This window comes from Mesorhizobium sp. P2_F7 (genome assembly GCF_056403695.1).
In genome coordinates this window covers 26,671-50,182 of the sequence record NZ_JBFUFA010000019.1, presented here as the reverse complement: position 1 = coordinate 50,182, position 23,512 = coordinate 26,671, and the positions used below count along the sequence as shown (strand labels likewise).

The window sequence follows — 23,512 nt, the reverse complement described above, 5'->3', positions numbered from 1 at the left end:
CTGAAGTCAGGCGGCTTGAGGCACTTCCGGCGCCAGCGTCACATTCGCATCGCCCCAGACTTTCAGGGCCGTGATCACCGGTTCCAGGCTTCGGCCGCGCGGCGTCAGGCTGTACTCGACCTTCGGCGGCACCTGCGCATAGACCTTGCGGGCGATGAGCCCGTCCATCTCCAGTTCACGCAACTGGTTGGTCAGCATGCGCTGGGTGCAGTTGGGAATGCGCCGGCGTATCTCGTTGAAGCGCATTGTGCCTTCCAACAGATGGTAGAGCACGACGCCTTTCCATTTGCCGTCGATATAGCGCAGCGTTCCTTCCACGGCACAGCCGGGGCTGCAATCGAATCGCTCATGGCGGATGCGCGGCATGACGGTATCCTTTTCGACACTATGTGCTCTATATGTGCATTCTTGCGCTTGGCGAACATAAGCCGCATCTCTGCCCCGGACAACACCCAACAGAAATCGTGGAGATCAGAATGCGCGCCGTCGGCTATCAAATCCCAGCCTCCATCACCGATGAGGCCTCCCTCGTCGACATCGACCTGCCAAAGCCGGAGCCGAAAGCCCGCCACTTGCTGGTCGAGGTGAAGGCGATCTCGGTCAACCCGGTCGACACCAAGATCCGCAAAGGCGTCAAGCCCGAAGCCGGAAGCTGGCGCGTGCTCGGTTGGGACGCTGCCGGCCGGGTCGTCGCCACGGGTCCAGATGCCAGCCTGTTCAAGCCCGGCGACGACGTCTTCTATTCCGGTGCACTGCCGCTGCAAGGCACCAACGCCGAGTTCCACCTCGTCGACGAGCGCCTTGTCGGCCGCAAGCCGAGTTCGCTCGACTACGCGCCAGCGGCGGCGCTGCCGCTGACGGCGATCACCGCCTTCGAGGCCCTGTTCGACCGCCTCGATGTGAAGAAGCCTGTCGTCGGCGCCGCAAATGCCATCCTGATCATCGGCGGCGCCGGCGGTGTCGGTTCGATCGCGGTCCAGCTTGCCCGCCAGCTAACCGGCCTGACGGTGATCGCCACCGCATCCCGGCCCGAAACAAGCGACTGGGTGCTCGGCCTTGGCGCCCACCATGTCATCGACCATTCCAAGCCGCTCGCCGCGCAGGTTGCAGCCCTCGGCATCGGTGCCCCGGCCTTCGTGTTCTCGACCACCAACACCGACAAGCACTTGGCCGAGATCGTCGAACTGATCGCGCCACAGGGCCGTTTCGGCTTGATCGACGACCCCCAGACGCTCGACATCAATCCCTTCAAGCGCAAGAGCGTTTCGGTTCATTGGGAGCTGATGTTCACCCGTTCGCTCTATGAAACGCCTGACATGGCCGCGCAGGGCGAGCATCTCAACGAACTGGCACGCCTTGTCGATGCCGGCACGATCCGCACCACTTTGGGCGAGACGTTGGGCACGATCAATGCCGCCAACCTGAAGCGCGCCCATGCGCTGATCGAGACCGGCAAGGCCAAGGGCAAGATCGTGCTGGCGGGATTTTAAGGGGCAACTATGTTCGAAGGAATTCCGCGATGTCGCTGAAGACCCTGACGAACATGGCTTCGGTCAAGACACCGGTGTTGGTGTTGTAGCGCGAGCAGTGGTAGCTGGAAAACAGCGTAACGGTGCCGGCCTCGAGCCGGCCGCCATGCTTGAACGGATGGGCGGCCAAGCGCCCGCCCAGCGCCCTGACCGTCGACTGATGCGCGATCGAACCCAGCGCCAGCACGGCGCGCAGCCTGGGAAAGCGCGCGATCGTCGGCACCAAAAAACCGCGGCAGGTGGCGATCTCGGCGCCGACCGGCTTGTTCTCCGGCGGCACGCAGCGCACGGCATTGGTGATCGCAGTTCCGACGAGCTGCAGCCCGTCATCCGGCCGCGCCTTGAACTCGCCGCGGGCAAAGCCGTGGGCGATCAGTGTCGAATAGAGCAGGTCGCCGGCATAGTCGCCGGTGAACGGCCGGCCGGTGCGGTTGGCGCCGCGCAGGCCGGGCGCCAGCCCGACGATCAGCAACTCGACGGCCTCGTCGCCCGCAGGCGGCAGGAAAGTCGGCACCGGCGCATTGAACCAGGACGGTTCGCGCTGCCGCCAGCCTGCGATGAAATCATGCAGGCGGGGGCAGAGCGGGCAGTCGCGGTCGGGTTCGGAAGCGGCGTTCAAGGCGGCCGCTTCTCAATAATCGTCCTCTTCGACTTCCGCCGGCTCGGGCCGGCGCACCGGCCGCTCGGAAGGATCGCGGCCGACCTCGTTCTTCAGCGATGTCAGGTCGATGAAATGGTCGGCCTGGCGGCGCAGATCGTCCGAAATCATCGGTGGCTGCGAGGCCATGGTGGAGACGATCGAGACCTTGCGCCCGCGCCGCTGCAGCGCTTCGACCAGTGTGCGAAAATCGCCATCGCCGGAGAAGATGACATAATGGTCGACGACATCGGCAAGTTCGAGCGCATCGACGGTCAATTCGATGTCCATGTTGCCCTTGATCTTGCGGCGGCCGGTCGAGTCGGTAAATTCCTTGGCCGGCTTGGTCACCACCTTGAAGCCATTATAGTCGAGCCAGTCGATCAAGGGACGTATCGACGAGTATTCCTGATCCTCGACCAATGCGGTGTAGTAGTAAGCGCGCAGCAGATAGCCGCGCTTTTGAAAGCTGGACAGCAGTTTGCGGTAGTCTATGTCGAAGCCAAGTGCGCGCGAGGTGGCGTAAAGATTGGCGCCGTCGATGAAAAGAGCGATTTTTTCACGGGGGTCGAACATGGCAATATTCCTTTTTCGAAATAGGTGGCGGACTAATCGAAATGGGTCTGATATATCGGTCGGCTCGTAAATAAACCGGCTGACCTTTCGTCAACCGAGATAACGCCAGTTTTACGGCAATCCAAGGGTTCCAGGGGCGACTGCAAGCAATTGTGATCGGGGCCGTATCTAAGCCGGCGGGCGGGCTTCGCCGACAAGGCATTCGTCGGCGCCCGAAACCGGCATCGGCCCGGCCCGGAGACCCTGGCGCCATAATGCTTGTATTTTGGCGGCGTTCGGGTTATGGACCGCGCCTGCTTTCCATCAAATCCAGGCATGAAAGGGGCACTCAATGGCCCGCGTAACCGTTGAAGACTGCATCGACAAGGTCGACAACCGCTTCGAGCTCGTGCTGCTCGCCGGCCATCGCGCCCGCCAGATCAGCCAGGGCGCGCCGATCACCGTGCCGCGCGACAACGACAAGAACCCGGTCGTGGCGCTGCGCGAGATCGCCGACGAGACGCTGTCGCCCGACGACCTCAAGGAAGATCTGATCCACTCGCTGCAGAAGCATGTCGAGGTCGACGAGCCGGAAGCCGATGGCGAGGCGATCGCCGACCAGACCGGCAATGCGGTGGCGGCAACCGATGCCGACGACACCGAAGACAACGTCACCTTCGATCGCATGACCGAGGAAGACCTGCTGGCCGGCATCGAGGGTCTGGTACCCCCGGAAAAGAGCGACGACTACTAAGCGGACGCTCTGGATCTGCCGGGAATATGGTTCCGGCACTTCCGTCCCGTCAGTTTCGTGGCTATCTATGAGATGCGCCGTACATCAGTGCGGCGCATCAATCATTTCAGGACCGAGAGAACCCGCCCATGATGCGTCAGTATGAGCTTGTCGAGCGCGTCGCGCGCTACAAGCCTGACGTCAACGAGGCGTTGCTCAACAAGGCCTATGTCTACGCCATGCAGAAGCATGGCCACCAGAAGCGCGCCTCCGGCGATCCCTATTTTTCGCATCCGCTCGAAGTCGCCGCCATTCTCACCGAAATGCACATGGACGAGGCGACGATCGCCGTCGCTTTGCTGCACGACACGATCGAGGACACGACCGCGACGCGGGCAGAGATCGACGATCTGTTCGGCCCCGAAATGGGCAAGCTGGTCGAAGGCCTGACCAAGCTGAAGAAGCTCGATCTCGTCTCCAAGAAGGCCGAGCAGGCGGAAAACCTGCGCAAGCTCTTGCTGGCCATCTCGGAGGATGTCCGCGTGCTGCTGGTCAAGCTCGCCGACCGTTTGCACAATATGCGCACCCTCGACCACATGCCCGAGGCCAAGCGGCTGCGCATCGCCGAGGAGACGATGGACATCTACGCGCCGCTGGCCGGGCGCATGGGCATGCAAGGCATGCGCGAGGAGCTGGAAGAGATCGCCTTTCGCTTCATCAATCCGGAAGCGTATCGCGCCGTCACCGCAAGGCTTGCCGAGATCTTTGAGCGCAACAAGGGCGTGCTGACCGACATTGAGAAGGCGCTGTCGGCGCTGTTTGAAAAGCATGCCATCAACGCCGGCGTGAAAAGCCGGCAGAAGAAGCCGTGGTCGGTGTTCCGCAAGATGGAGGCCAAGGCGCTGTCCTTCGAGCAGCTCTCCGACATCTTCGGCTTCCGCGTCGTCGTCGACAGCGTCGAGGATTGTTACCGCGCGCTCGGCGCCATTCACACGACATGGTCGATGGTGCCCGGCCGCTTCAAGGATTACATCTCGACGCCCAAGCAGAACGACTACCGCTCGATCCACACCACCATCGTCGGCCCGTCGCGCCAGCGCGTCGAACTGCAGATCCGCACCCGCGAGATGAACAAGATCGCCGAATATGGCGTTGCCGCGCATTCGATCTACAAGGACACCGGCGGCAAGACGAATGGCGCCGGCCATGCGATCTCGAAGGAAACCAATGCCTATGCATGGCTGCGGCGCACCATCGAGCAACTGGCCGAAGGCGACAACCCGGAAGACTTCCTCGAAAACACCAAGCTGGAACTGTTCCAGGACCAGGTGTTCTGCTTCACGCCGAAAGGCATGTTGATCGCACTGCCGCGCGGCGCCACCCCCATCGACTTCGCCTATGCCGTGCACACCGATGTCGGCGATACCTGCGTCGGCGCCAAGGTCAATGGCCGCATCATGCCGCTGATGACGGAGCTCAAGAACGGCGACGAGGTCGAGATCATCCGCTCCAAGGCGCAGGTGCCGCCGGCGGCGTGGGAGTCGGTCGTCGTCACCGGAAAGGCGCGCTCGGCCATCCGCCGCGCCACCAAGAACGCCATCCGCAAGCAATATTCGGGTCTCGGCGCCCGCATCCTCGAGCGCGCTTTCGAACGCGCCGGCAAGACCTTCACCAAGGAAAACCTGAAGCCGGTGCTGCACAGGCTGGCGCGCAAGGACATCGAGGATGTGCTGGCCTCGGTCGGGCGCGGCGAACTCGCCTCGACCGACGTGATGAAGGCGGTCTTCCCTGACTACAAGGACGAGCGCGTCACCGTCAGCGCGCCCAAGCAGCGTGAGGAGGGCTGGTCGAAGATCCGCAACGCTGCCGGCATGCTGTTCCAGATGCCCGGTACGCGCGCCGCGCGCAAGGACAAGGACCAGCCGCGCGACGGCGCTGTGCCGATCCGCGGCGTGCGCGGCGACCTGCCGGTGCGCTTCGCGCCGGAAGGGGCCGTTCCCGGCGACCGCATCGTCGGCATCGTCCAGCCGGGCACCGGCATCACCATCTATCCCATCCAGTCGCCGGCGTTGCAGGCCTTCGACGACCAGCCGGAACGCTGGATCGATGTGCGCTGGGACATTGACGAGCAGACCAAGGAGCGTTTCCCGGCGCGTGTTTCAGTCACCGCCATCAACGCGCCGGGGTCGTTGGCCGACATCGCCCAGGTGGTTGCCTCGAACGATGCCAACATCCATACGCTGTCGATGGTGCGCACCGCGCCCGACTTCACCGAAATGCTGATCGATCTCGAAGTCTGGGATCTGAAGCACCTCAACCGGCTGCTGTCGCAGCTCAAGGACAATTCGAGCGTCAGCGATGCGCGGCGCGTCAACGGCTAACCACTGGTTTTGGGGCAGGGCAGGATGAACACGGACGAAGTGCTGGGCATTTTTCGCGAGGCGGGAGCCGTCCTCGAGGGGCATTTCATCTTGACGTCGGGCCTGCGCAGTCCGGTCTTCCTGCAAAAGGCGCGCGTGTTCATGCATGCCGACAAGACCGAGCGCCTGTGCAAGGCGCTGGCCGAAAAGATCCGCAAGGCGGTGCCGGGCAAGATCGACTATGTCGTCGGCCCGGCGATCGGCGGGCTGATCCCGGCCTATGAGACCTCGCGTCATCTCGGCGTGCCGGCAATCTGGGTCGAGCGCGAAGGCGGCGAGTTCCGGCTGCGCCGCTTCGAGATCGCGCCGGGATCGCGCGTCGTCATCGTCGAGGACATCGTCACCACCGGCCTGTCGATCCGCGAGACCATCGATTGCCTGCGCGCGCTTGGCGCCGAAGTGGTGGCCGCCGCTTGCATCATCGACCGCTCGGCCGGCAAGACCAATGTCGGCGTGCCGCTGATCGCGCTCGCCGAATATGAGGTGCCGGCCTATCCCGCCGATCGGCTGCCGCCGGAACTTGCCGCCATACCTGCGATCAAGCCCGGCAGCCGCAACATCTGAGGGAATGCATCTCGCCCAACAGTGCGCTGGGCGTTCCGCAATGAAAGTCAGGCAGCCTCTTGCTGCATTGCCTTCTCCGCCGCCTTGGCGAGAAAACCAGATCGCGTATAGCCGTGAGCCTCAGCAAACGCATCGATCCGTTGAAGAACATCAGCCGGTAGGGTGACGCTTACTCGCACCACCTTTTTAGCGTCGGTTTTCACCCCAACCAGAATAGCTACGCCATCGCGATTGATCGCTGATGCCATAATCTCAGCCAGAGACGAGGGCTCCGGAATAGCCTCTCCGTCCTCAATGAGCCCTTCGATATGGAAGGCAAGGGCTTCTTCGGCCATGCCTCGGGCGTCGTCCAAGTCTTCACCCGCCGCAACCAGGCCGGGAAAATCAGGAAAAAAGACGCCAAAGTCGCTTTCGGCATCCTTATGGATAAGTCCGATATACTGCTGCATGGTTCTCACCTCAGTTTCAGTCCGGATTGTTTTTCGATGCTGCGCAGGGTGCCGATGGGTGCCGCACGGTGTCAATGAAAACCGGTCTGGTAGAAGATGAAGGTCCTTCGAAAGTGTGCGGTGGTTTTTGGAGCAACGACATGCATAAGGGAAAAACACCATGATCGCCGGCATCGATCATTTCGTGCTGACGGTCCGCTCGGTGGAGGATAGCTGCGCCTTCTACCAACGCGTGCTTGGCCTGAAACGCCTCAACGAGCCGGCGCGGCCGACGGCGCTGTTGTTCGGGTCGCAGAAGATCAACCTGCATGAAGTCGGCCGCACTTTTGAGCCGAAAGCCAGGACGCCGACGCCGGGGTCCGGCGATTTCTGTCTGGTCGCCGCAAGGCCGCTTGCCGAGATCTGTGCAAGTCTCGAAGCCAATGGCGTGGCGATAGAGGTCGGTCCGGTCGAACGCACCGGCGCCCGCGGCCCGATGATGTCGGTTTATTTCCGCGACCCGGACAGCAATCTGGTCGAAGTCAGCGAATATCGGGAGTAGTTTATCTGCCTCGGCGTCGTCTTCACGGGCAGGCCGTGTCGTCGTCATCGAAACGCTCACCTGACGTTGTCCTCAGTTTTGCCCCAATAGCGCTCTTGTTACGCGTCTGCGGCAGACCATCGCGGCGGCGTTTCGTTGTTCCGCGGCAGGGCAGTCGCTATATCAAAGTCGTTGTTGCCTTTCTGCGCCCTCGAAGCGCAAGATAGACCTATCACGTCCGGCCTGGGATGGTTGGGGCGTTGCTGAACGGGAATTGAAACAGAGTGCTTTTTCGACGCCGCAAGCCGGATGGCCTGTTGGAGCGGGTGCGTACCTATCTGTGGCCGCGCCGCTCGTTTTCTCGTTCGTTGCAGTATTTCTCCAAGCGCATCCTGCGGCTGAAGGCCACGCCACACGCGGTGGCCGCAGGCGTTGCGGCCGGCGTGTTCGCCTCCTTCTTCCCGCTTGGCTTCCATTTCGCCGTCGCCGCCGTGCTCTGCTGGGTAATCGCCGGCAATCTGGTGGCCGCCGCCCTCGGCGCGGTATTCTTCGGCAATCCGCTGACTTTCCCGCTGCTGTGGGGGGCATCCTGGGAGGTCGGCAAGCTGATCCTGCATGAACGCCTGCCCAAGAACGGACCGCCCGCGCATCTCGGCGAAATGATGCACACGCTGTCGTTTGCAAAACTGTGGCACCCGGTGCTCGAGCCGATGCTGATCGGCGCCGTGCCGCTCGGGCTTGTCTTCGGCCTCATCTTCTACGGCATCACCCGCTGGGGCATGACCGCCTTTCGCGAGCAGCGCCGCAAGCGCATGGCCGAACGGGCGCGCAAGGCCGGACACGGCGGGCGGGAAGTTCCGGCGGAATGATCATCGGCATCGGCAGCGACCTGATCGACATCAGACGCATCGAAAAGTCGCTGGAGCGGCATGGCCAGCGTTTCATTCAGCGCATCTACACCGAGGTCGAACAAGCCCGCTCCGAGGGCCGTGCCGGGCGTGTCGCCTCTTATGCCAAGCGCTTCGCCGCCAAGGAGGCCTGCGCCAAGGCGCTCGGCACCGGCCTGGCGCAAGGCGTGTTCTGGCGCGACATGGGCGTCGTCAACCTGCCCAGCGGCGCGCCGACCATGGCGCTGACCGGCGGGGCGGCCGTCCGGCTGGCCAAAATCCTGCCGCAAGGACACAAAGCGGCGATCCACCTCACAATCACCGATGATTTCCCGCTTGCTCAAGCCTTTGTGATCATCGAAGCGTTGCCCGCCGAACAAGCGCCACATTGATTGCATCTGACGACCGGCGATTATATCTAACGCCGGCGTGACGTTGCCCAGCGCGCGCCGAGACTCTATACCATCCGAGCACAATCGAGGACGACATGAGCGTGGCTGAAAAATCCGAGAAGAAATCCGGCGGGCTTGGCGAAATCGTCAGCGTCATCATCCAGGCTTTGCTGCTGGCCATGGTCATCCGCACGCTGCTGTTCCAGCCCTTCTCGATCCCGTCGGGATCCATGCGCCCGACCTTGCTCGAAGGCGACTATCTGTTCGTCACCAAATGGTCCTATGGCTTCTCGCGCTATTCGCTGCCGTTCGGCCCCGATATCTTTTCGGGCCGCATCTGGGGTTCTGAACCGAAGCGCGGCGACGTGGTGGTGTTCAAGTTCCCGCCGAATCCGTCGCTCGACTACATCAAGCGCGTCGTCGGCCTCCCCGGTGACCGTATCCAGATGAAGGATGGTCAGCTGTTCATCAATGGCCAGGGTGTCCCGCGCGTGAAGACCGGCCAGATCGACAATCCGGACATCACGGAAAAGGATTATCCGATCGATGTCTACCGCGAAACGCTGCCCAACGGTGTCAGCTACGACACGCTCGACCTGAACCCGAATTCGATCGGCGACAACACCAACGAATTCGTCGTGCCGCCCGGCGACTATTTCATGATGGGCGATAACAGAGACAATTCTTCCGACAGCCGCTTTGACGTCGGCTATGTACCGGCCGAGAACCTGGTCGGCCGCGCCAGCGTCGTCTTCTTCTCGATCGGCGGCAAGGCGAGCCCGCTCGAGATCTGGAAATGGCCGTCGCTGGTGCGTCTGTCGCGCATGTTCCATTTCGTAAATTGATGGCTTTGAAGCGCCCGACCGGTGAAACTCTGGCCGATCTGGTGAAAGCCAAGACCGGCCATTCCTTCCGGGATGTCCGTTTGCTTGAGACCGCGCTGACCCATTCCAGTGCGGTCAAGGCAAGCAGCAACAATCAGCGCCTCGAATTCCTCGGCGACCGCGTGCTCGGCCTGATCGTTGCCGACCTGCTGTTCGAAAAATTTCCCGAAGCGCCGGAAGGGGAAATCGCCCCTCGCTTCAATGCCCTGGTCGATGCGCGGACATGCTCCGAAATCGGCATTGAAATGCAGCTGGAAGATCTGGTCCGGGCCGACGCCGCCTTGAAGGCGCGCTCGCGCGGCTCGGGCGGAAACTATCTGGCCGATGCCGTCGAAGCGCTGATCGCGGCGGTCTACGTCGATGGCGGCCTCGATGCGGCCAGGCAATTCGTCCTGCGCTATTGGGAGCCGCGCTCGCAAAAGGTGGTGGCAAAGCCGCCCAACCCGAAATCCGACCTGCAGGAATGGATCGCCAAGACGAGCGATGTCAGGCCCGAATACGCGATCGAAAAACGCGAAGGACCCGAGCATCAACCGGTCTTTACGGTGTCAGTGAAGGTCAGCGGCTTTGCCCCGGCAAGCGGCATGGGCGGCTCTCGCCGCGCCGCCGAAGAAGCGGCGGCATCGGCATTTCTGGTGCGCGAAGGCATCTGGGCCAATCAAGGGAGTGCGGCATGACCGCCAGCGAAGACTTGCCCTCGGCAGCGGAAGCTCCCGTCACCCATTCCGGCTTCGTCGCCTTGATCGGCGCGCCCAATGCCGGCAAGTCGACTTTGGTCAACCAACTCGTCGGCGCCAAAGTGTCGATCGTCACCCACAAGGTGCAGACCACCCGCGCCATCGTGCGCGGCATCGCCACGCATGACAATGCGCAGATCGTCTTCGTCGACACGCCAGGTATCTTCAAGCCGAAGCGGCGGCTCGATACCGCGATGGTGACCACCGCCTGGGGCGGCGCCAAGGACGCCGATATCGTGCTTTTGCTGATCGATGCCGAGCGCGGCATCAGGGGGGACGCCGACGCCATCCTTGAGCGGCTGAAGGATGTCCGCCAGCCGATGGTGCTGATCCTCAACAAGGTCGACCGGGTCAAGCACGAAGCGCTGCTGGCCCTGGCCGCGGCAGCGAACGAAAAAGTGCCGTTCAAGCGCACTTTCATGGTTTCGGCGCTGACCGGCTCCGGCTGCAAGGATCTGCTCGACTACCTCGCGCAAGCCCTGCCGGCCGGCCCGTGGTACTACCCGGAAGACCAGATTTCCGATCTGCCGATGCGCCAGCTGGCGGCTGAGATCACCCGCGAAAAGCTGTATCTGAGGCTGCATCAGGAACTGCCTTACTCCTCCCATATCGAGACCGAGAAATGGGAAGAGAAGCCGGACGGTTCGGTGCGCATCGACCAGACCATCTATGTCGAGCGCGACAGCCAGAAGAAGATCGTGCTCGGCCACAAGGGCGAGACGATCCGCGCCATTGGCCAGTCGGCGCGCATGGAGATCGCCGGCATTTTGGAGCAGAAGGTGCACCTGTTCCTGTTCGTCAAGGTGCGCGAGAACTGGGGCGACGACCCTGAGCGCTACCGCGAGATGGGGCTGGAGTTTCCCCATTGAGTTTCGTCGTCTAGAACTGCCGCCCCGGCAGTTTGAGATGACGATATGAGTGACCCAAAACCGACCATCGATACCAATCTCGTGCGTCGGTTGATCATCACGCAGTTCCCGCAATGGCGGCATCTGCCGGTGAGCCCGGTGGCATCAGGCGGCTGGGACAACCGCACCTTCCATCTCGGCGATGACATGACCGTGCGCCTGCCAAGTGCGGCACCCTATGCGCTGCAGGTCGAAAAAGAGCAGCGCTGGTTGCCGAGGTTGGCGCCGCTTCTGCCGCTGCCGATCCCGGTTCCACTGGCGATGGGCGAGCCGGCGGAAGGTTATCCCTGGCATTGGTCCGTGTACCGCTGGATCGAAGGTGAAACCGCCAAGACCGCCGAAATCGCCGATATCAGGCAGTTCGCGGTCGATCTCGCCGATTTCCTCATTGCGCTCAGGCGAATCGATTCGGCGGGCGAGCCGGCTCCCGGCCAGCACAATTTCTTCCGTGGTGGACCGCCGAGCGTGTATGACAACCAGACAAGGGAAGCACTGAAGGCGCTGCAAGGGCAGATCGACACCGAGGCGGCCACCGCCGTCTGGGACGCGGCCCTCGCCGCCACCTGGCACGGTCCGCCCATCTGGTTCCACGGCGACGTCGCCTGGGGCAACCTTCTTGTCCAAAACGGCCGCTTGAGCGCCGTCATCGACTTCGGCACGTCAGGTGTCGGCGATCCGTCCTGTGACCTGGCGATTACCTGGACGTTCTTCGACGGCGAAAGCAGGGAAGCGTTTCGCGCCGCCATCGACGTCGACGACGCGACCTGGGCGCGCGGTCGCGGCTGGACGCTCTGGAAGGCGCTGATCACCGTTGCCGGACACGACGCCAACCAGGCCGAGGCGGAACGATCTCGGCGCGTCATCGATGACGTGCTGGCCGATTACAGGAAATTCGCATGACGGTGGTATTTCGACTATGCGTCGGCCGCCTAATGTCAGCACAGATCGCGCGCCGCGAGCCAAAATCTTGATTTCGCCACGCAACCGGTGACAAGCTCGCGCCATGGAATGGCGCGACGAGGGAATCATTCTCGGCACCCGCAAGCATGGCGAAACCAGCGCCATCCTCGAGGTGATGACGCGCGCGCATGGCCGACATCTCGGCCTGGTGCGCGGCGGCCGCTCGCGCAAGCAGCAGCCGGTGCTGCAGCCCGGCAACCGCGTCGACCTGTTGTGGCGGGCCCGCCTCGACGAGCATCTCGGCACCTTCCAGGCCGAGGCGATCGAGATGAACGCGGCCCGGCTGATGGACAGCGCGGTGGCCGTCTACGGCCTGCAGACCATGGCCGCGCATCTGAGGCTCCTGCCGGAGCGCGACGCCCATGGCGGCCTCTACGAGACGCTGGCCGTGATGATCGCCCATCTCGACGATGCGGATGCCGCCGGTGAACTGGTGGCGCGCTTCGAGCTCCTCATCCTCGACGAACTCGGCTTCGGCCTCGATCTCAGCCAGTGCGCGGCGACCGGCGTCCGGCAGGATCTGGCCTATGTCTCGCCTAAATCCGGCCGCGCCGTGTCGCGCCAGGCCGGCGCGCCGTGGCGCGACAAGATGCTGGCGCTGCCGGCCTTCCTGCAGCGCGGCTCCGGCCTGCGCGCCGACCAGGCGGCACTCGAGGAAGCCTACCGGCTGACCGGCTTCTTCTTCACCCGCCATGTCTACGAGCCGCGCGGCATCGAACAGCCCGACGCCCGTGCCGGTTTCCTCGCTGCCCTGCGCAAACATCATTCGGGCGGCAAGGCCGCCGCAACGGCAGGCGCCCTCCCAGAAATCACGACGTGAGAATCATATGAGCGAAGTCGAACTCTACCCCGGCCGGGTGTCGCCGCTTGGCCTTGGCACCATTCCGCTTGGCGATCTCCTCGAATACAGCGGCATCGACCTTTTGCAGCGTATCGTCGATGGCAAATATCCGGCCCCGCCGATCTCCTTCCAGCTGAATTTTACCCTGACCGAAGTGTCGGAGGGGCGCGCGGTGTTTCGCGGCGTGCCGAGCGAGCGCCATCTCAATCCGTTGGGCGGCGTGCATGGCGGCTGGGCGGCAACGCTGCTGGACTCGGCACTGGCATGCGCGGTGCAGACGCTGCTCGACAAGGGCGAGGCCTACACGACGGCCGAGTTCAAGGTGAATTTCACGCGGCCGATCACGCCGAAGACCGGCGAAGTGGTCTGCGAGGGCAAGACCGTCCACAAGGGCCGCACGCTGGCGGTGTCCGAAGCGACGCTGAAGGATGCGCAGGGCAAATTGCTCGCCTTTGGCACCGAGACATGCTCGATCTTTCCAGCCGCCAACTCGGCGGCGCGCTGAGGCTCGTCATCCGGACGACGTAGCGCTCAGCCGGTTTTGCGCCGCGCCATGAAATCATCGAGGATGGCGCGCTGGCCGTTGAGGATCTTGAGGCTGGCTTCAGGCAATGAAAACCAGCGGGCTCTGTCGACTTCGGGAAATTCCTTCATCGCGCCCGACCGTGGCGGCCACTCCATGCTGAACATGTTGCTTTTGACGGCATCGGCGTCGAGGTCGGCTTCGACACTCCAGGCGATGACGATCTTGCCGCCGGCTTGCCGATAGCTGCCGACAGGCTCGAAATCGCCTTCTATGGCAATGCCGAGCTCCTCTCCGGCCTCGCGCCGGGCTGCCGCCAGCTCATCCTCGTTCTCTTCGACGAGACCCTTGGGGATAGACCACGCGCCTTCATCCTTCCTTGCCCAGAACGGACCGCCGGGATGGACGAGCAGAAACTCGAGAATGCCGGCCTTTGTCCGGTGGATCAGCAGTCCCGCGCTTCTCTTCGGCATTGGATTTCCTCGTAGCTCATCTGAGGATAGCATGGCTTCCTGGCAAGTAGCGGTGGCGCCATCCCTGACCATCCGGGACGATGGGTGAGGATAACGACTGTAGACCGCTGGAATTTGCCGGCGAAACATGCTCGATGATTTATCTCCGGTCACCGTTGCGGTGGCATGACTTGATTGGCTGTCCGGGCTGGCCGTGTGGCCGCCGCAATTGTCAGTGAAAACTGGCCTGGTTTGGGGGAACCGCCATGTTTGAGAGCCTGATTGGCGCTGTCGTCGTTGTCGTGCTTTTCGTCATCGTCTTGCGTCAGCAGGGCCGCATCGGCCTGATCGAGCGCGAACTCGGCGCGCTGCGCAGCCTGGTTCTGTCCGGTGTGAATGTTGCCGCGCCCGTGGCCAAGGCGGTTGAGGCAGTCGCAACTGACAGCCTGCCGGCGGATGCCGCTCAGGTCCCCGCAGCAGTGGCCGACATAGCTTCGCCAACAGTAGCCGAAGCAGCGCAGGCACCGGCCGCGGCGCCCGAAGCGGCCGCCAGCGAGCCCGTGCCGGAACTGTCAGCAGCGGCCAAGGCGGCGTTGACCGGGTCCGCGCCGGCCGCCGCAGCGAAAGCCGCCCGCCAGTCCGAGGTCGAAACCGCGCTCGGCACACGCTGGGCAGTCTGGGTCGGCGGCATCGCACTGGCCTTGGGCGGACTGTTCCTGATCCGCTACACCATCGAGGCCGGCATTTTCGGCCCCGAAGTGCGGCTGGCCCTGGCGGCATTGCTCGGTCTGGTGCTGATCGGTGGCGGCGAGTTCATCCGCCGCACCGGCTTCAAGGTTCCGGTGGAAGGGGTGGCCGGCGCCTATATCCCGGCGATCCTGACGGCCGCAGGCGCCTTCATCCTGTTCGGCACGGTCTATGCCGCCCATGCCGTTTACGGATTCGTCGGTCCGGCCTTCGCCTTCACCGTGCTCGGCGCCATCGGCGTGGCGACCATCGTCGCCGCTCTCGTCCATGGCCAGGCCCTGGCCGGCATCGGCCTCGTCGGCTCCATGGCGACGCCCGCCCTTGTGTCATCGCAGGCGCCCAACCCATGGGCGCTGTTCGTCTATCTCGCCATCGTGCTTGCCGCCACCGCGGTGATCGCCCGCATTCGCGACTGGAAATTCCTGATCGCGGCAGCCTTCTTCGGCACCGGCGCCTGGACCATCGCCTACATGATGGCTGCGCCCGGCACCGACCTTCCCGTCATCCTGTTCATCGACGCGGTCACGCTGGCCGTGCTTGCCTTTGTCTGGCTGGGCAGTCGTGGCGGCGAAACGGAAACCGCAAGCAACGGCTTCGACTGGCCTTCGATCGTGCCTGGCGTTTTCGTCGCGTTTTCGGCGCTCGGCCTGTCCGTCGACACGACACTGGTCGCCGCCGGCGGCGCCTTGCCGGGCGCAGCCGTCCTCGTTGCCCTTGTCGCCACCGCACTCTACCGGCCGCGCGCTTTGCCGCTGCTTCATGCCGCCGGGGTGGTGAGCGTAATGATCTATCTCGGCATCATTCCGCCCGCCACCATCGGCTCGGACATATCCCAGGGAAACATAGGCTTTGACGGCATGCCGGTGGCGGCCGGAAACCCCTGGACGCTGCACATCGGCCTTGGCCTTGGCCTGGTCTTCATCGGCGCCGGCTTCTGGGCCGCACGCCGCTTCGCCGCCACCGCGCGGGTTCGCGCGGCATGCTGGGCGGCATGGGGCGTCGCCGCACCGCTGGTCATCCTTTCGACGCTGTGGCTCTCCTATGGCAATCTCGACCGCGACCTTGCCTATGCCGCGGTCGCTGCCCTTCTGGTCGTCGTCTTCGCTAGCGGCGGCGAGTGGATCGCGCGCACCGAACAGCCGCCGCTCAAGGGCGACATTGCCGTCTCCTTCGCGCTTTGCGGCTCGGCTCTGGCCGGCCTCCTGATGCTGCATATGGCTTTCGGTTCCGGCTGGACGACCATTCTCGCCGGCGTTGCCGCCATCGTGCCGGCGCTGGCGACGCGCTGGCGTTCCTATCCTGTGCTCGGCTGGATTTCGGTCGGCGCGGTTATCGCGGTGCTTGGCCGCGTCGCCTTCGACCCGACCATCGTCGGCGCCGAATTCCTGTCGACGACGCCGGTGTTCAACTGGCTGCTGCCGGGCTACGGCGTGCCGGCGCTGGCCTTCGGCTTCGCCGCCTGGCAACTCGCCCGCACCACCCCCGCACTACCAATTGGCAGTGGCCGGCCACGCCAGGCCATGGAGGCGGGTGCAGCCCTTTTCGCGCTGCTCACCGTCGCCATGCTGGTGCGCCACGCCATGCATGGCGGCGTCATCGACACCGGCCCCGTGACGCTCGCCGAACAGGCGATCTACACGCTGATCGCCATCGGCGCCGGTGCCATACTGGTCGCCATCGACATGCGTTCGCCAAGCTCGGTGCTGCGCTATGGTTCGATGGCCGCCGGCGTGGTCTCGGTCGCTTTCATCGTCCTCCAGCATTTCCTGGTGCTGAACCCGCTGTTCACCGACGAGTCGACCGGCCAGATCCCGGTGTTCAACCTCTTGTTCCTGGCCTACCTCCTGCCGGCCATCGCCGCTGGCGGGCTGGCGCTCTATGCCAGGTATAAGCGGCCGCCATGGTATGCGCAGATGCTGGCGGTGGTCGCGGCACTGCTTGTCTTCGCCTATGCCACACTGTCGGTCAGGCGCGTGTTCAAGGGCGAGTTCATCGGCCTGTGGAGCGGTCTCGGCCAGCTCGAGACCTACACCTATTCGGCGCTCTGGCTTGTTATCGGCGTCGTCCTGCTCACCGCCGGCGTCTGGCTGAAATCGCAGGTGCTGCGCATTGCCTCGGCGGCCCTGATCGCGATTGCCGTGGTGAAAGTCTTCCTGTTCGACATGTCGGAGCTGGAAGGCGTGCTCAGGGCGCTGTCCTTCATCGGCCTGGGTGCGGTGCTGATCGGCATCGGCCTGTTCTACCAGCGGCTGCTGACGCGGGCGGCGAGGGAAGTGGATAAAGACAAGCAAGAACAATAAGATTTCCATTTAGCCAGGAATAAATTGGCTACCGGTGTCGTTATCTCATTGCTTGGGTGACCGGGGCGGCGGACCGCTTCGCGCTGGCCGCTTGCGCCGCGCCGGGAAGGCGCGTTCAATCGGGTTAAACAAGGGCGACCTCAGAACCAGCGGTCATGGACGAAAAGAAGGCAGCAATCCTTGGTGAAATACCGCGCCTGCGCCGCTACGCACGCTCGCTTCTGCGCGACCGCGATTCCGCCGACGATCTCGTCCAGGATTGCCTCGAACGGGCGCTCTTGCGGCTCGAGAGCTGGCAGACAGGAGAAAGCCCCCGGAGGTGGCTGTTTACGATCATGCATCATTTGTTCATCGATCAGATGCGCAAGGTGAACCGGCGCGGTGAGGCGGCGATCCTGCCGCTCGACGCAAACGAGGCGCAGGCAGTGCCCGCCGAGCAGGCGGAGAATGCCGCCTCACGCGAGATCATCGACGCTTTGCAGGCGATCAGCCCCGACCGCCGCGCCGCTCTCGTCATGGTCGCCATCGAAGGATTTTCCTATGCCGAGGCCGCCAACATTCTCGGCGTGCCCGCCGGCACGCTGATGTCGCGCATAGCGCGCGGGCGAGAGGAGCTGCGCAGCCTGCTCGACGACACGGCGCGCCGCCGCTCGATAAGGATCGTCGAGAAATGACCCGCCGCGATTTTTCCGAACGCGATATCCACATGGCGCTCGACGGCGAGCTGCCGGGCGACGAGCGCGCCGCCTATGAGGCCTGGATCGACGCCAATCCCGAAATGAAGGCGAAAAGCGCGCGCTACACCGCCGACCGCGCCGCACTGCGCGCCGCCTTTGCTAGCGTGCTTGACGAGCCGGTGCCGGCGCTGTTCAAGCAGATCGTACTCGGCGAAGGCGCGACCAAAGTGGCGGCGCGGCACTCGCGCTGGTGGCTTGCAGCCGCGGCCGCCGCAGTGCTCGTCGTTGGCGGTCTTGGCGGCTATTTTGCCGGCATCGACGGTCTTGGCAGGCAAGACGGCGCCGAAGACCAACTGGCCGAAGAGGCGATCGCCGCCCATGTCATCTATGCCGCCGAACAACGCCATGCGGTGGAAGTGCCGGCCAGCGACAAGGATCATTTGCAGACCTGGCTGTCCAACCGCGTCGGCCTGAAACTCGTGGCGCCGGACCTGATGGCGGAGGGCTTCCAGCTGGTTGGCGGCCGGTTGCTGCCCGCCGGCCAGGGCAAGGCCGCCATGCTACTTTACGAGGACGCCAAGGGCCAGCGCATCTCCCTGTTCGTGACCGCCGATTCGGCAGCCAAGTCCAAGGGCACCTACATGGCCGACGCCGACGGCCCCGAGGCGGTCTACTGGCTGGACAAGGGCTATGCCTGCGCCGTCGTCGGCTCGCTGCCGCGTGAGCAGCTGGCTGCGGTCGCGAAACGCGCCTACGGTCAGCTTCTGGCGGGTCTCGCCAGTTGAGCGCATTCCGTTTTCGGGTCATGCACCGGGGTGGCGCCACACTTCGCTGTGCCGCCGCCACCGCCCGCCGCCCGCGGCGCAACCTGTCACAATTCGGCCCTATTCAAGGTGCGATAGCGCTTGGCTGATATCGGCGTTTCGGCTGATGTTTGCGACGTTTTTGACCGGGGCCTTTTCCTCCACCCAATCGAGGTTTTCTGAACCCGCATGCCTGCCGAGATTCGCAAGGCCCGCGCGTCCGACGTCGATGACCTCGCCGCCATCGAGAAGGCGGTTTTTTCCAGTGACCGCATTTCCCGGCGCTCCTTCCGCCTGTTGATCGAACGCGAGACCGCCGAGATGCTGGTCGCCGAAAGCGACGGCCGTGTCGCCGGCTACGCCGTGGTGCTGTTTCGCAAGGGCAGCGGCGTCGCCCGGCTCTATTCGCTTGCCACCGGCCCATTTTTCGGCGGCCGCGGCGTTGGTCGCATGCTGCTTGCAGCGGCTGAAGAGGCCGCCTTCGAGCACGACCGCATGATGCTGCGCCTCGAAGTGCGCGAGGACAACCTTCGCGCCATCGGCATCTATGAGCAGAGCGGCTACCGCAAGATCGGCCGCGAACCCGGCTATTACGAGGATGGCGCAACCGCGCTGCGCTACGAAAAGACCTTGCGCGGCGACATTCCGGTCGCCACCAAAGTGCCGTTCTATCAGCAGACCTGCGAATTCACCTGCGGCCCGTGCTGCCTGATGATGGCGATGGCCAATTACGATTCCGCCTTCGTGCCCGATCCGGTCATGGAAATCCGCCTCTGGCGCGAGGCGACGACGGTTTTCATGATGTCCGGCCCGGGCGGCTGCGAGCCGTTCGGCCTTGCGGTGGCCGGCCACGAAAACGGGCTGGCCGCGGAAATCTTCGTGTCCTTCTATGGCGCGCTGTTCCTGCAGTCGGTGCGCAGCGAGGACAAGCGCCGGGTGATGGAACTCGCCCAGGTCGACTTTCGCCGCCGCGCGGAACAATACGGCATCCCGGTGAATTACCGTCCATTCGCCATCGACGACATCCGTGGCGCCCTGGCTCAGGGAAAACTGGTGCTGGTGCTGATCAGCGGCTTCCTGATGTTCGGCAAGAAGGTGCCGCATTGGGTGCTGGCCATCGGCGATGACGGCGATCATATCCTCATCCACGATCCCTGGGTCGAGGACGAAAGACAGGAGACCATCCTCGATGCCGCCAACATTCCCGTCCCCCACGGCATCTTCATGAACATGGCGCAATTCGGCCGCGACGGACTGCGTGCTGCCATCACTCTTGGGAAACGCTGATAACAATGACCTGGGTCATCCTCACCGGCCGGCAAAACGATCTCGACCAGGCCGCGACGCCGCACAAGATCATCACCAACCGTGATTATCTTGCGCATCCGGCGCTGTTTCGCGGCCAGCAGCCGAAGGTCATCAACCTGTCGAACAATTACGCCTACCAGAGCCGCGGCTACTATGCCTCCCTGCTCGCCGGGTCGCGCGGCCACAAGGTCATCCCGACGGTCGAGACGATGATCGACCTGTCGGAGCGCAAGCTCTACGAGCACGCGCTGCCGGAACTGGAACTGGCGCTCAACAAATGCCGCAAGGATCTCGGCGGCGTCTTTCCGCAAAAAGTCTGCATCTTCTTCGGCATCGGCCCGTCGAAGATATGGGACCGTTTCGCCAAGCTGTTGTTCGACTGGTTCCGCGCCCCGGCGCTTGAGGTCCACATCAAGGACAGTGCCGAATGGGCCTCGATCCGCAAGATCGGTTTCCTGCCGCTGGCCAGGATGACCGAGGAGGAAGAAGCCTTCTTCGTGCAGGCGCTGGAGACCTACACCAACCGCGAATGGCGTGACACCAAGGGCCGCACGCCGGCGCGCTACACCTTCGCCACGCTGGTCGATCCGCATGAGGAACTGCCGCCGTCGGAGATTTCCTCGCTGCGCTACTGGGCCAAGATCGCCGAAAAGATGGGCGTCGAAATCGAGCCGATCACCAGGAAGGACTTGGCCAAGCTCGCCAACTACGACGCGCTGTTCATTCGCGAGACCACTTCGATCTCCAACCATACCTACCGCTTCGCCCGCCGTGCCCAGCAGGAAGGCATGCCTGTCATCGACGACCCGCTGTCGATGATCCGCTGCACCAACAAGGTCTATCTCAACGAGCTGATGGCCTACAACAAGGTGCCGGTGCCGCCGACAGTGATGATTGCCGGCACCTCGGACCTTGAACTGGCGGCGCAGACGCTGGGCTTCCCGTTGGTGCTGAAGATCCCGGATTCATCGTTTTCGCGCGGCGTCAAGAAATGCGGCAACTTCGAGGAGCTGAAGACACTCGCCACCGAGTGGCTGGAGGATTCCGATCTTCTGATCGCGCAGAAATTCATCCCGACCGAATATGACTGGCGCGTCGGTGTGCTCGGCGGCCAGCCGCTGTTTGCCGTGCACTATCTGATGGCCAAGAAGCACTGGCAGATCGTCAACCACAAGGCCAGCGGCAAGCCCGACCAGGGCGGCATCAAGACCTTCACGCTGAAAGAGACGCCGCCGCATGTCGTCGAGACGGCGGTGAAGGCGGCTCGCTGCATCGGCGACGGGCTTTATGGCGTCGACCTCAAGGAAACCAAGGATGGCGTCTTCGTCATCGAGGTCAACGACAACCCCAATCTCGACCATGGCTGGGAGGATTCCGGCGAAAAGGACGAGGTCTGGGTGCGGCTGACGCAATGGTTCCTGGAGCGGCTCGACCGCCCCGGGCGGTAGTTCAAGGCGAGGGGGACGTATGCAGTTCATCGTCATCGAGGATTTCACCGGCTGCGACCGCAAGGAAATCTATCGCCGCTTCGGCGAGCGCGGCCGCCTGAAGCCGGACGAGCTTATCGTGCACCACTCCTGGATCGCCGCGGATATGAGCCGCTGCTTCCTTCTGGTCGAGGCCGACGACGTCACGCTGCTGCAGCGCTGGGTCATCGAATGGGCTGACCTGGTGGAGTTCGAGATCATCCCCGTGGCGACGAACAAGGACATGGTCGCCGCATTGGCCAGCCATCTCTGAGCGCGGAGCATTCGCCGCCGATTTCTGAGCGAGGGCAAACCATCATTGAAGCGCCGGCGATTTGACCGTGCGCACGCACTCCTCGATCAGCCAGGCGCGAAACGCCGCCACCACGTCGCGCCTTGCGCTGCGCTCCGGCACCGTCAGGCAATAGGGCTGGCGCAGCCCGATCGATAAAGCGTTCGGCCGGACCAGCCGGCCGTCTTCCAGCGCCTTGGCGCAATAGATGCCTTGTGCAAGCGTCACGCCCAACCCTGAAATGGCAAGGTCGAGCGCTGCCCGCGACGAGTTCGCCGACAGGCCGCGCTGGACGGCCCTGCCGGGCTCGATGCCGGCCGCCTCGAACCAGTTGCGCCACGATGGAAACGACGCGCCGGTCGGTCCCCAGTCGGTGTGGATCAGCGGCAGGCCGGCGAGGTTTTCCGATCCGGCGGCAAGTCCAGGTGCGCAGACGGGGTAGACGGCGTCCCTGACGATGTCCTCGGTCGGGTGCTCGCGATAGTGCGGACCGAAGGACAGCCTGATGTCGATCAGTTCACGGTCGAACGGCACCGGGTCGTCATCGCCGCGCAGTGAGATGTCGACGGCGCCGTGGCTGGCGACAAAGCCGGCGAGCCGCTCCGAAAGCCAGCCCATCGCCATCGACGGCGGCACCGATATGACAAGGCGGGGGCGAAAGGCATCGCTGCCGCGCGCGATGCTCCCGATCTCCTGGAAGGCCAAGGTCAGCCTCGGCAGCATCTCGACGCCGGCTTCGGTCAGCACCACGCGGCGGTTGACGCGATGGAACAGCTTGCGGCCCATCTGCTCCTCGACTGTGCGGATGAGCTGGCTGACGGCTGCCGCCGAGATCGACAGTTCTTCCGCCGCCGCGGCAAAGCTGCCCGAGCGCGCCGCCGCCTCGAATGCCTGAAGTCCTCTCAGGGACGGAAGCGATGCCATGATAATCCAATGGATAAGTTGAGCTTATCTATTTTGCAGAAATCCTCGTTTTTAGAAAGGTTTCTTGTTGGAGTAGCGTGGGGCCATGAACATATCCGCCCAGACCGAACCCAGAGACCATCGCGACGTCATCGCCTCGCTGACCAATGAAGAGCGCAGCCGGCTGACCGGCAAATCGGACGGGCCGGGACTGGCCCAGCTCACCGTCCATCTTGGCGGGATCTTCCTTCTCGGCGCGCTGATCGCGGCCAAAGTGCCGTACTGGCCGGCGCTGATGCTGCCGCAAGGCATCCTCATCGTCTTCCTGTTCACGCTGCTGCATGAGACGGTGCACAGGACGGCCTTCGAGACGCAGTGGCTCAACGATGCTGTCGCCCGCTTCTGCAGCCTGGCGATCGCGCTGCCGGCCGACTGGTTCCGCTATTTCCATTTCGCCCATCATCGCTTCACCCAGGATCCTGAGAACGATCCCGAACTCGCCTTTCCGAAACCGGAGACGATGCGGCAATACATCGTCCACGTCTCCGGCCTGCCGGTGTGGCGGGGGCATTTGCAGACGCTCTACACCAATGCGACGGGCGGCTGCCGAGACACCTACGTGCCGCCAAAGGGCCTACCCAAGGTGAAGGCCGAGGCCCGCGCCATGATCGCCTTCTATGTCGTGGTGGCGGCGCTCGCCCTCTGGTTCAAGGCAAGTGTGCTGCTCTATGTCTGGATCGTGCCGGCACTGCTCGGCCAACCATTCCTCAGGCTCTATCTGCTGGCCGAACATGGCCGCTGCCCGCTCGTCGCCAACATGCTGGAAAACACCCGCACCACGCTGACCAACTGGCTGGTGCGCAAGGTGGCCTGGAACATGCCTTACCACGCCGAGCACCACGCCTATCCCGGCGTGCCGTTCCATCAGTTGCCGGCATTCCACCAACTGATCGAGCGGCATCTCAAAGTGGTCGAGCCCGGCTATGTCAGCTTTCACGAAAAATACATCGAGACCCTGCGCTGAG

26 protein-coding genes are annotated in these 23,512 nt (G+C 63.6%); 20 read left to right on the top strand and 6 right to left on the bottom strand.

Annotated features, from left to right (window positions below):
• Nucleotides 1-6: 6 nt before the first annotated feature.
• Nucleotides 7-366 (bottom strand): winged helix-turn-helix transcriptional regulator, encoded by a 360-nt coding sequence (locus AC1DZ8_RS31825; RefSeq protein ID WP_477402277.1) that lies wholly within the window; start codon nucleotides 364-366, stop codon nucleotides 7-9.
• 110 nt (nucleotides 367-476) lie between these two features.
• Here AC1DZ8_RS31825 and AC1DZ8_RS31820 point away from each other — a divergent pair, with 110 nt between their 5' ends.
• Nucleotides 477-1,490 (top strand): zinc-binding alcohol dehydrogenase family protein, encoded by a 1,014-nt coding sequence (locus tag AC1DZ8_RS31820; RefSeq protein WP_477308524.1) that lies wholly within the window; start codon nucleotides 477-479, stop codon nucleotides 1,488-1,490.
• A 7-nt stretch (nucleotides 1,491-1,497) separates the two neighbouring features.
• Here the strand turns inward: AC1DZ8_RS31820 and AC1DZ8_RS31815 are convergent, their stop codons facing one another.
• Together AC1DZ8_RS31815 and AC1DZ8_RS31810 are read right to left on the bottom strand one after the other, a co-directional pair.
• Nucleotides 1,498-2,148: a uracil-DNA glycosylase gene (locus AC1DZ8_RS31815; RefSeq protein ID WP_477308526.1), complete on the bottom strand. Its 651-nt coding sequence runs from the start codon at nucleotides 2,146-2,148 to the stop codon at nucleotides 1,498-1,500.
• A gap of 12 nt (nucleotides 2,149-2,160) precedes the next feature.
• Nucleotides 2,161-2,742 carry a LabA-like NYN domain-containing protein gene (locus tag AC1DZ8_RS31810; RefSeq protein WP_454577027.1) on the bottom strand — a complete coding sequence of 194 codons (582 nt, stop codon included), beginning with the start codon at nucleotides 2,740-2,742 and terminating at the stop codon, nucleotides 2,161-2,163.
• Nucleotides 2,743-3,073: 331 nt separating this feature from the next.
• Between AC1DZ8_RS31810 and rpoZ the strand changes: the two genes are divergently transcribed.
• The 3 genes from rpoZ (at nucleotide 3,074) to pyrE (ending at nucleotide 6,438) form a co-directional block, all read left to right on the top strand.
• Nucleotides 3,074-3,475 (top strand): DNA-directed RNA polymerase subunit omega, encoded by a 402-nt coding sequence (gene rpoZ, locus AC1DZ8_RS31805; RefSeq protein WP_477308528.1) that lies wholly within the window; start codon nucleotides 3,074-3,076, stop codon nucleotides 3,473-3,475.
• Between the two features lie 128 nt (nucleotides 3,476-3,603).
• Nucleotides 3,604-5,835, top strand: a complete 2,232-nt coding sequence (locus tag AC1DZ8_RS31800) for a RelA/SpoT family protein (protein WP_477402274.1) — start codon at nucleotides 3,604-3,606, stop codon at nucleotides 5,833-5,835.
• Nucleotides 5,836-5,859: 24 nt separating this feature from the next.
• Entirely contained in the window at nucleotides 5,860-6,438 is a 579-nt protein-coding gene (gene pyrE, locus AC1DZ8_RS31795; protein ID WP_142867697.1) for an orotate phosphoribosyltransferase, read from the top strand.
• 47 nt (nucleotides 6,439-6,485) lie between these two features.
• On the opposite strand, the gene AC1DZ8_RS31790 is transcribed toward pyrE, so the two are convergent.
• The gene (locus tag AC1DZ8_RS31790) at nucleotides 6,486-6,887 is read right to left on the bottom strand and encodes a type II toxin-antitoxin system HicB family antitoxin (RefSeq protein ID WP_477308532.1); all 402 of its coding nucleotides are present in this window, start codon (nucleotides 6,885-6,887) and stop codon (nucleotides 6,486-6,488) included.
• Between the two features lie 160 nt (nucleotides 6,888-7,047).
• Here AC1DZ8_RS31790 and AC1DZ8_RS31785 point away from each other — a divergent pair, with 160 nt between their 5' ends.
• The 9 genes from AC1DZ8_RS31785 (at nucleotide 7,048) to AC1DZ8_RS31745 (ending at nucleotide 13,521) form a co-directional block, all read left to right on the top strand.
• The gene (locus AC1DZ8_RS31785; RefSeq protein WP_477402272.1) at nucleotides 7,048-7,428 is read left to right on the top strand and encodes a VOC family protein; all 381 of its coding nucleotides are present in this window, start codon (nucleotides 7,048-7,050) and stop codon (nucleotides 7,426-7,428) included.
• 263 nt (nucleotides 7,429-7,691) lie between these two features.
• Nucleotides 7,692-8,276, top strand: a complete 585-nt coding sequence (locus AC1DZ8_RS31780; RefSeq protein WP_477308536.1) for a DUF2062 domain-containing protein — start codon at nucleotides 7,692-7,694, stop codon at nucleotides 8,274-8,276.
• Complete coding sequence (acpS, locus tag AC1DZ8_RS31775; RefSeq protein WP_477308538.1) at nucleotides 8,273-8,686, top strand: holo-ACP synthase; 414 nt, start codon at nucleotides 8,273-8,275, stop codon at nucleotides 8,684-8,686. The genes AC1DZ8_RS31780 and acpS overlap by 4 nt, the downstream gene beginning before the upstream one ends.
• Nucleotides 8,687-8,781: 95 nt before the next feature.
• On the top strand, nucleotides 8,782-9,531 hold the full coding sequence (gene lepB / locus AC1DZ8_RS31770; protein WP_477308540.1) for a signal peptidase I: 750 nt from the start codon (nucleotides 8,782-8,784) through the stop codon (nucleotides 9,529-9,531).
• Nucleotides 9,531-10,247, top strand: a complete 717-nt coding sequence (gene rnc / locus AC1DZ8_RS31765; protein ID WP_477308542.1) for a ribonuclease III — start codon at nucleotides 9,531-9,533, stop codon at nucleotides 10,245-10,247. Before lepB ends, rnc begins: the two co-directional genes overlap by 1 nt.
• Nucleotides 10,244-11,176 carry a GTPase Era gene (gene era, locus AC1DZ8_RS31760; protein ID WP_477402269.1) on the top strand — a complete coding sequence of 311 codons (933 nt, stop codon included), beginning with the start codon at nucleotides 10,244-10,246 and terminating at the stop codon, nucleotides 11,174-11,176. The genes rnc and era overlap by 4 nt, the downstream gene beginning before the upstream one ends.
• 45 nt (nucleotides 11,177-11,221) lie before the next feature.
• Entirely contained in the window at nucleotides 11,222-12,115 is an 894-nt protein-coding gene (locus AC1DZ8_RS31755) for an aminoglycoside phosphotransferase family protein (protein ID WP_477308546.1), read from the top strand.
• A 103-nt stretch (nucleotides 12,116-12,218) separates the two neighbouring features.
• Nucleotides 12,219-12,995 (top strand): DNA repair protein RecO, encoded by a 777-nt coding sequence (gene recO / locus AC1DZ8_RS31750; protein ID WP_477308548.1) that lies wholly within the window; start codon nucleotides 12,219-12,221, stop codon nucleotides 12,993-12,995.
• A gap of 7 nt (nucleotides 12,996-13,002) precedes the next feature.
• Complete coding sequence (locus AC1DZ8_RS31745) at nucleotides 13,003-13,521, top strand: PaaI family thioesterase (protein ID WP_477308550.1); 519 nt, start codon at nucleotides 13,003-13,005, stop codon at nucleotides 13,519-13,521.
• A gap of 26 nt (nucleotides 13,522-13,547) precedes the next feature.
• Here the strand turns inward: AC1DZ8_RS31745 and AC1DZ8_RS31740 are convergent, their stop codons facing one another.
• On the bottom strand, nucleotides 13,548-14,012 hold the full coding sequence (locus AC1DZ8_RS31740) for an NUDIX hydrolase (protein ID WP_477308552.1): 465 nt from the start codon (nucleotides 14,010-14,012) through the stop codon (nucleotides 13,548-13,550).
• Nucleotides 14,013-14,257: 245 nt separating this feature from the next.
• Here AC1DZ8_RS31740 and AC1DZ8_RS31735 point away from each other — a divergent pair, with 245 nt between their 5' ends.
• From AC1DZ8_RS31735 to AC1DZ8_RS31710, 6 genes are all read left to right on the top strand, one after another.
• Nucleotides 14,258-17,038, top strand: a complete 2,781-nt coding sequence (locus AC1DZ8_RS31735) for a DUF2339 domain-containing protein (RefSeq protein WP_477308554.1) — start codon at nucleotides 14,258-14,260, stop codon at nucleotides 17,036-17,038.
• Between the two features lie 155 nt (nucleotides 17,039-17,193).
• A complete protein-coding gene (locus AC1DZ8_RS31730; RefSeq protein WP_112560736.1) occupies nucleotides 17,194-17,712 on the top strand; it encodes an RNA polymerase sigma factor in 519 nt (172 codons plus the stop codon).
• Nucleotides 17,709-18,500, top strand: a complete 792-nt coding sequence (locus AC1DZ8_RS31725) for an anti-sigma factor family protein (protein ID WP_477308556.1) — start codon at nucleotides 17,709-17,711, stop codon at nucleotides 18,498-18,500. Before AC1DZ8_RS31730 ends, AC1DZ8_RS31725 begins: the two co-directional genes overlap by 4 nt.
• A 207-nt stretch (nucleotides 18,501-18,707) precedes the next feature.
• Entirely contained in the window at nucleotides 18,708-19,805 is a 1,098-nt protein-coding gene (locus AC1DZ8_RS31720) for a peptidase C39 family protein (RefSeq protein WP_477308558.1), read from the top strand.
• A 5-nt stretch (nucleotides 19,806-19,810) separates the two neighbouring features.
• On the top strand, nucleotides 19,811-21,274 hold the full coding sequence (locus AC1DZ8_RS31715) for a RimK family protein (protein ID WP_477285849.1): 1,464 nt from the start codon (nucleotides 19,811-19,813) through the stop codon (nucleotides 21,272-21,274).
• Nucleotides 21,275-21,293: 19 nt separating this feature from the next.
• On the top strand, nucleotides 21,294-21,566 hold the full coding sequence (locus AC1DZ8_RS31710; protein ID WP_477308560.1) for a DUF3303 domain-containing protein: 273 nt from the start codon (nucleotides 21,294-21,296) through the stop codon (nucleotides 21,564-21,566).
• A gap of 42 nt (nucleotides 21,567-21,608) precedes the next feature.
• Here AC1DZ8_RS31710 and AC1DZ8_RS31705 read toward each other — a convergent pair whose 3' ends face one another.
• Entirely contained in the window at nucleotides 21,609-22,508 is a 900-nt protein-coding gene (locus AC1DZ8_RS31705; RefSeq protein ID WP_477308562.1) for a LysR substrate-binding domain-containing protein, read from the bottom strand.
• A gap of 85 nt (nucleotides 22,509-22,593) precedes the next feature.
• On the opposite strand from AC1DZ8_RS31705, the gene AC1DZ8_RS31700 reads away from it, so the two are divergent.
• Complete coding sequence (locus AC1DZ8_RS31700) at nucleotides 22,594-23,511, top strand: fatty acid desaturase family protein (RefSeq protein ID WP_477308564.1); 918 nt, start codon at nucleotides 22,594-22,596, stop codon at nucleotides 23,509-23,511.
• Nucleotide 23,512: the final 1 nt, after the last annotated feature.

Coding starts and splice junctions, on each gene's coding strand:
- AC1DZ8_RS31735 (WP_477308554.1), top strand. CDS start 14,258: ATGTTTGAGAGCCTGATTGGCGCTGTCGTCGTTGTCGTGCTTTTCGTC.
- AC1DZ8_RS31810 (WP_454577027.1), bottom strand. CDS start 2,742: ATGTTCGACCCCCGTGAAAAAATCGCTCTTTTCATCGACGGCGCCAAT.
- AC1DZ8_RS31730 (WP_112560736.1), top strand. CDS start 17,194: ATGGACGAAAAGAAGGCAGCAATCCTTGGTGAAATACCGCGCCTGCGC.
- era (WP_477402269.1), top strand. CDS start 10,244: ATGACCGCCAGCGAAGACTTGCCCTCGGCAGCGGAAGCTCCCGTCACC.
- rpoZ (WP_477308528.1), top strand. CDS start 3,074: ATGGCCCGCGTAACCGTTGAAGACTGCATCGACAAGGTCGACAACCGC.
- AC1DZ8_RS31740 (WP_477308552.1), bottom strand. CDS start 14,012: ATGCCGAAGAGAAGCGCGGGACTGCTGATCCACCGGACAAAGGCCGGC.
- AC1DZ8_RS31825 (WP_477402277.1), bottom strand. CDS start 366: ATGCCGCGCATCCGCCATGAGCGATTCGATTGCAGCCCCGGCTGTGCC.
- AC1DZ8_RS31785 (WP_477402272.1), top strand. CDS start 7,048: ATGATCGCCGGCATCGATCATTTCGTGCTGACGGTCCGCTCGGTGGAG.
- AC1DZ8_RS31705 (WP_477308562.1), bottom strand. CDS start 22,508: ATGGCATCGCTTCCGTCCCTGAGAGGACTTCAGGCATTCGAGGCGGCG.
- AC1DZ8_RS31820 (WP_477308524.1), top strand. CDS start 477: ATGCGCGCCGTCGGCTATCAAATCCCAGCCTCCATCACCGATGAGGCC.
- AC1DZ8_RS31715 (WP_477285849.1), top strand. CDS start 19,811: ATGACCTGGGTCATCCTCACCGGCCGGCAAAACGATCTCGACCAGGCC.
- recO (WP_477308548.1), top strand. CDS start 12,219: ATGGAATGGCGCGACGAGGGAATCATTCTCGGCACCCGCAAGCATGGC.
- AC1DZ8_RS31710 (WP_477308560.1), top strand. CDS start 21,294: ATGCAGTTCATCGTCATCGAGGATTTCACCGGCTGCGACCGCAAGGAA.
- AC1DZ8_RS31800 (WP_477402274.1), top strand. CDS start 3,604: ATGATGCGTCAGTATGAGCTTGTCGAGCGCGTCGCGCGCTACAAGCCT.
- AC1DZ8_RS31755 (WP_477308546.1), top strand. CDS start 11,222: ATGAGTGACCCAAAACCGACCATCGATACCAATCTCGTGCGTCGGTTG.
- AC1DZ8_RS31700 (WP_477308564.1), top strand. CDS start 22,594: ATGAACATATCCGCCCAGACCGAACCCAGAGACCATCGCGACGTCATC.
- acpS (WP_477308538.1), top strand. CDS start 8,273: ATGATCATCGGCATCGGCAGCGACCTGATCGACATCAGACGCATCGAA.
- AC1DZ8_RS31745 (WP_477308550.1), top strand. CDS start 13,003: ATGAGCGAAGTCGAACTCTACCCCGGCCGGGTGTCGCCGCTTGGCCTT.
- AC1DZ8_RS31790 (WP_477308532.1), bottom strand. CDS start 6,887: ATGCAGCAGTATATCGGACTTATCCATAAGGATGCCGAAAGCGACTTT.
- pyrE (WP_142867697.1), top strand. CDS start 5,860: ATGAACACGGACGAAGTGCTGGGCATTTTTCGCGAGGCGGGAGCCGTC.
- AC1DZ8_RS31725 (WP_477308556.1), top strand. CDS start 17,709: ATGACCCGCCGCGATTTTTCCGAACGCGATATCCACATGGCGCTCGAC.
- lepB (WP_477308540.1), top strand. CDS start 8,782: ATGAGCGTGGCTGAAAAATCCGAGAAGAAATCCGGCGGGCTTGGCGAA.
- rnc (WP_477308542.1), top strand. CDS start 9,531: ATGGCTTTGAAGCGCCCGACCGGTGAAACTCTGGCCGATCTGGTGAAA.
- AC1DZ8_RS31720 (WP_477308558.1), top strand. CDS start 18,708: ATGCCTGCCGAGATTCGCAAGGCCCGCGCGTCCGACGTCGATGACCTC.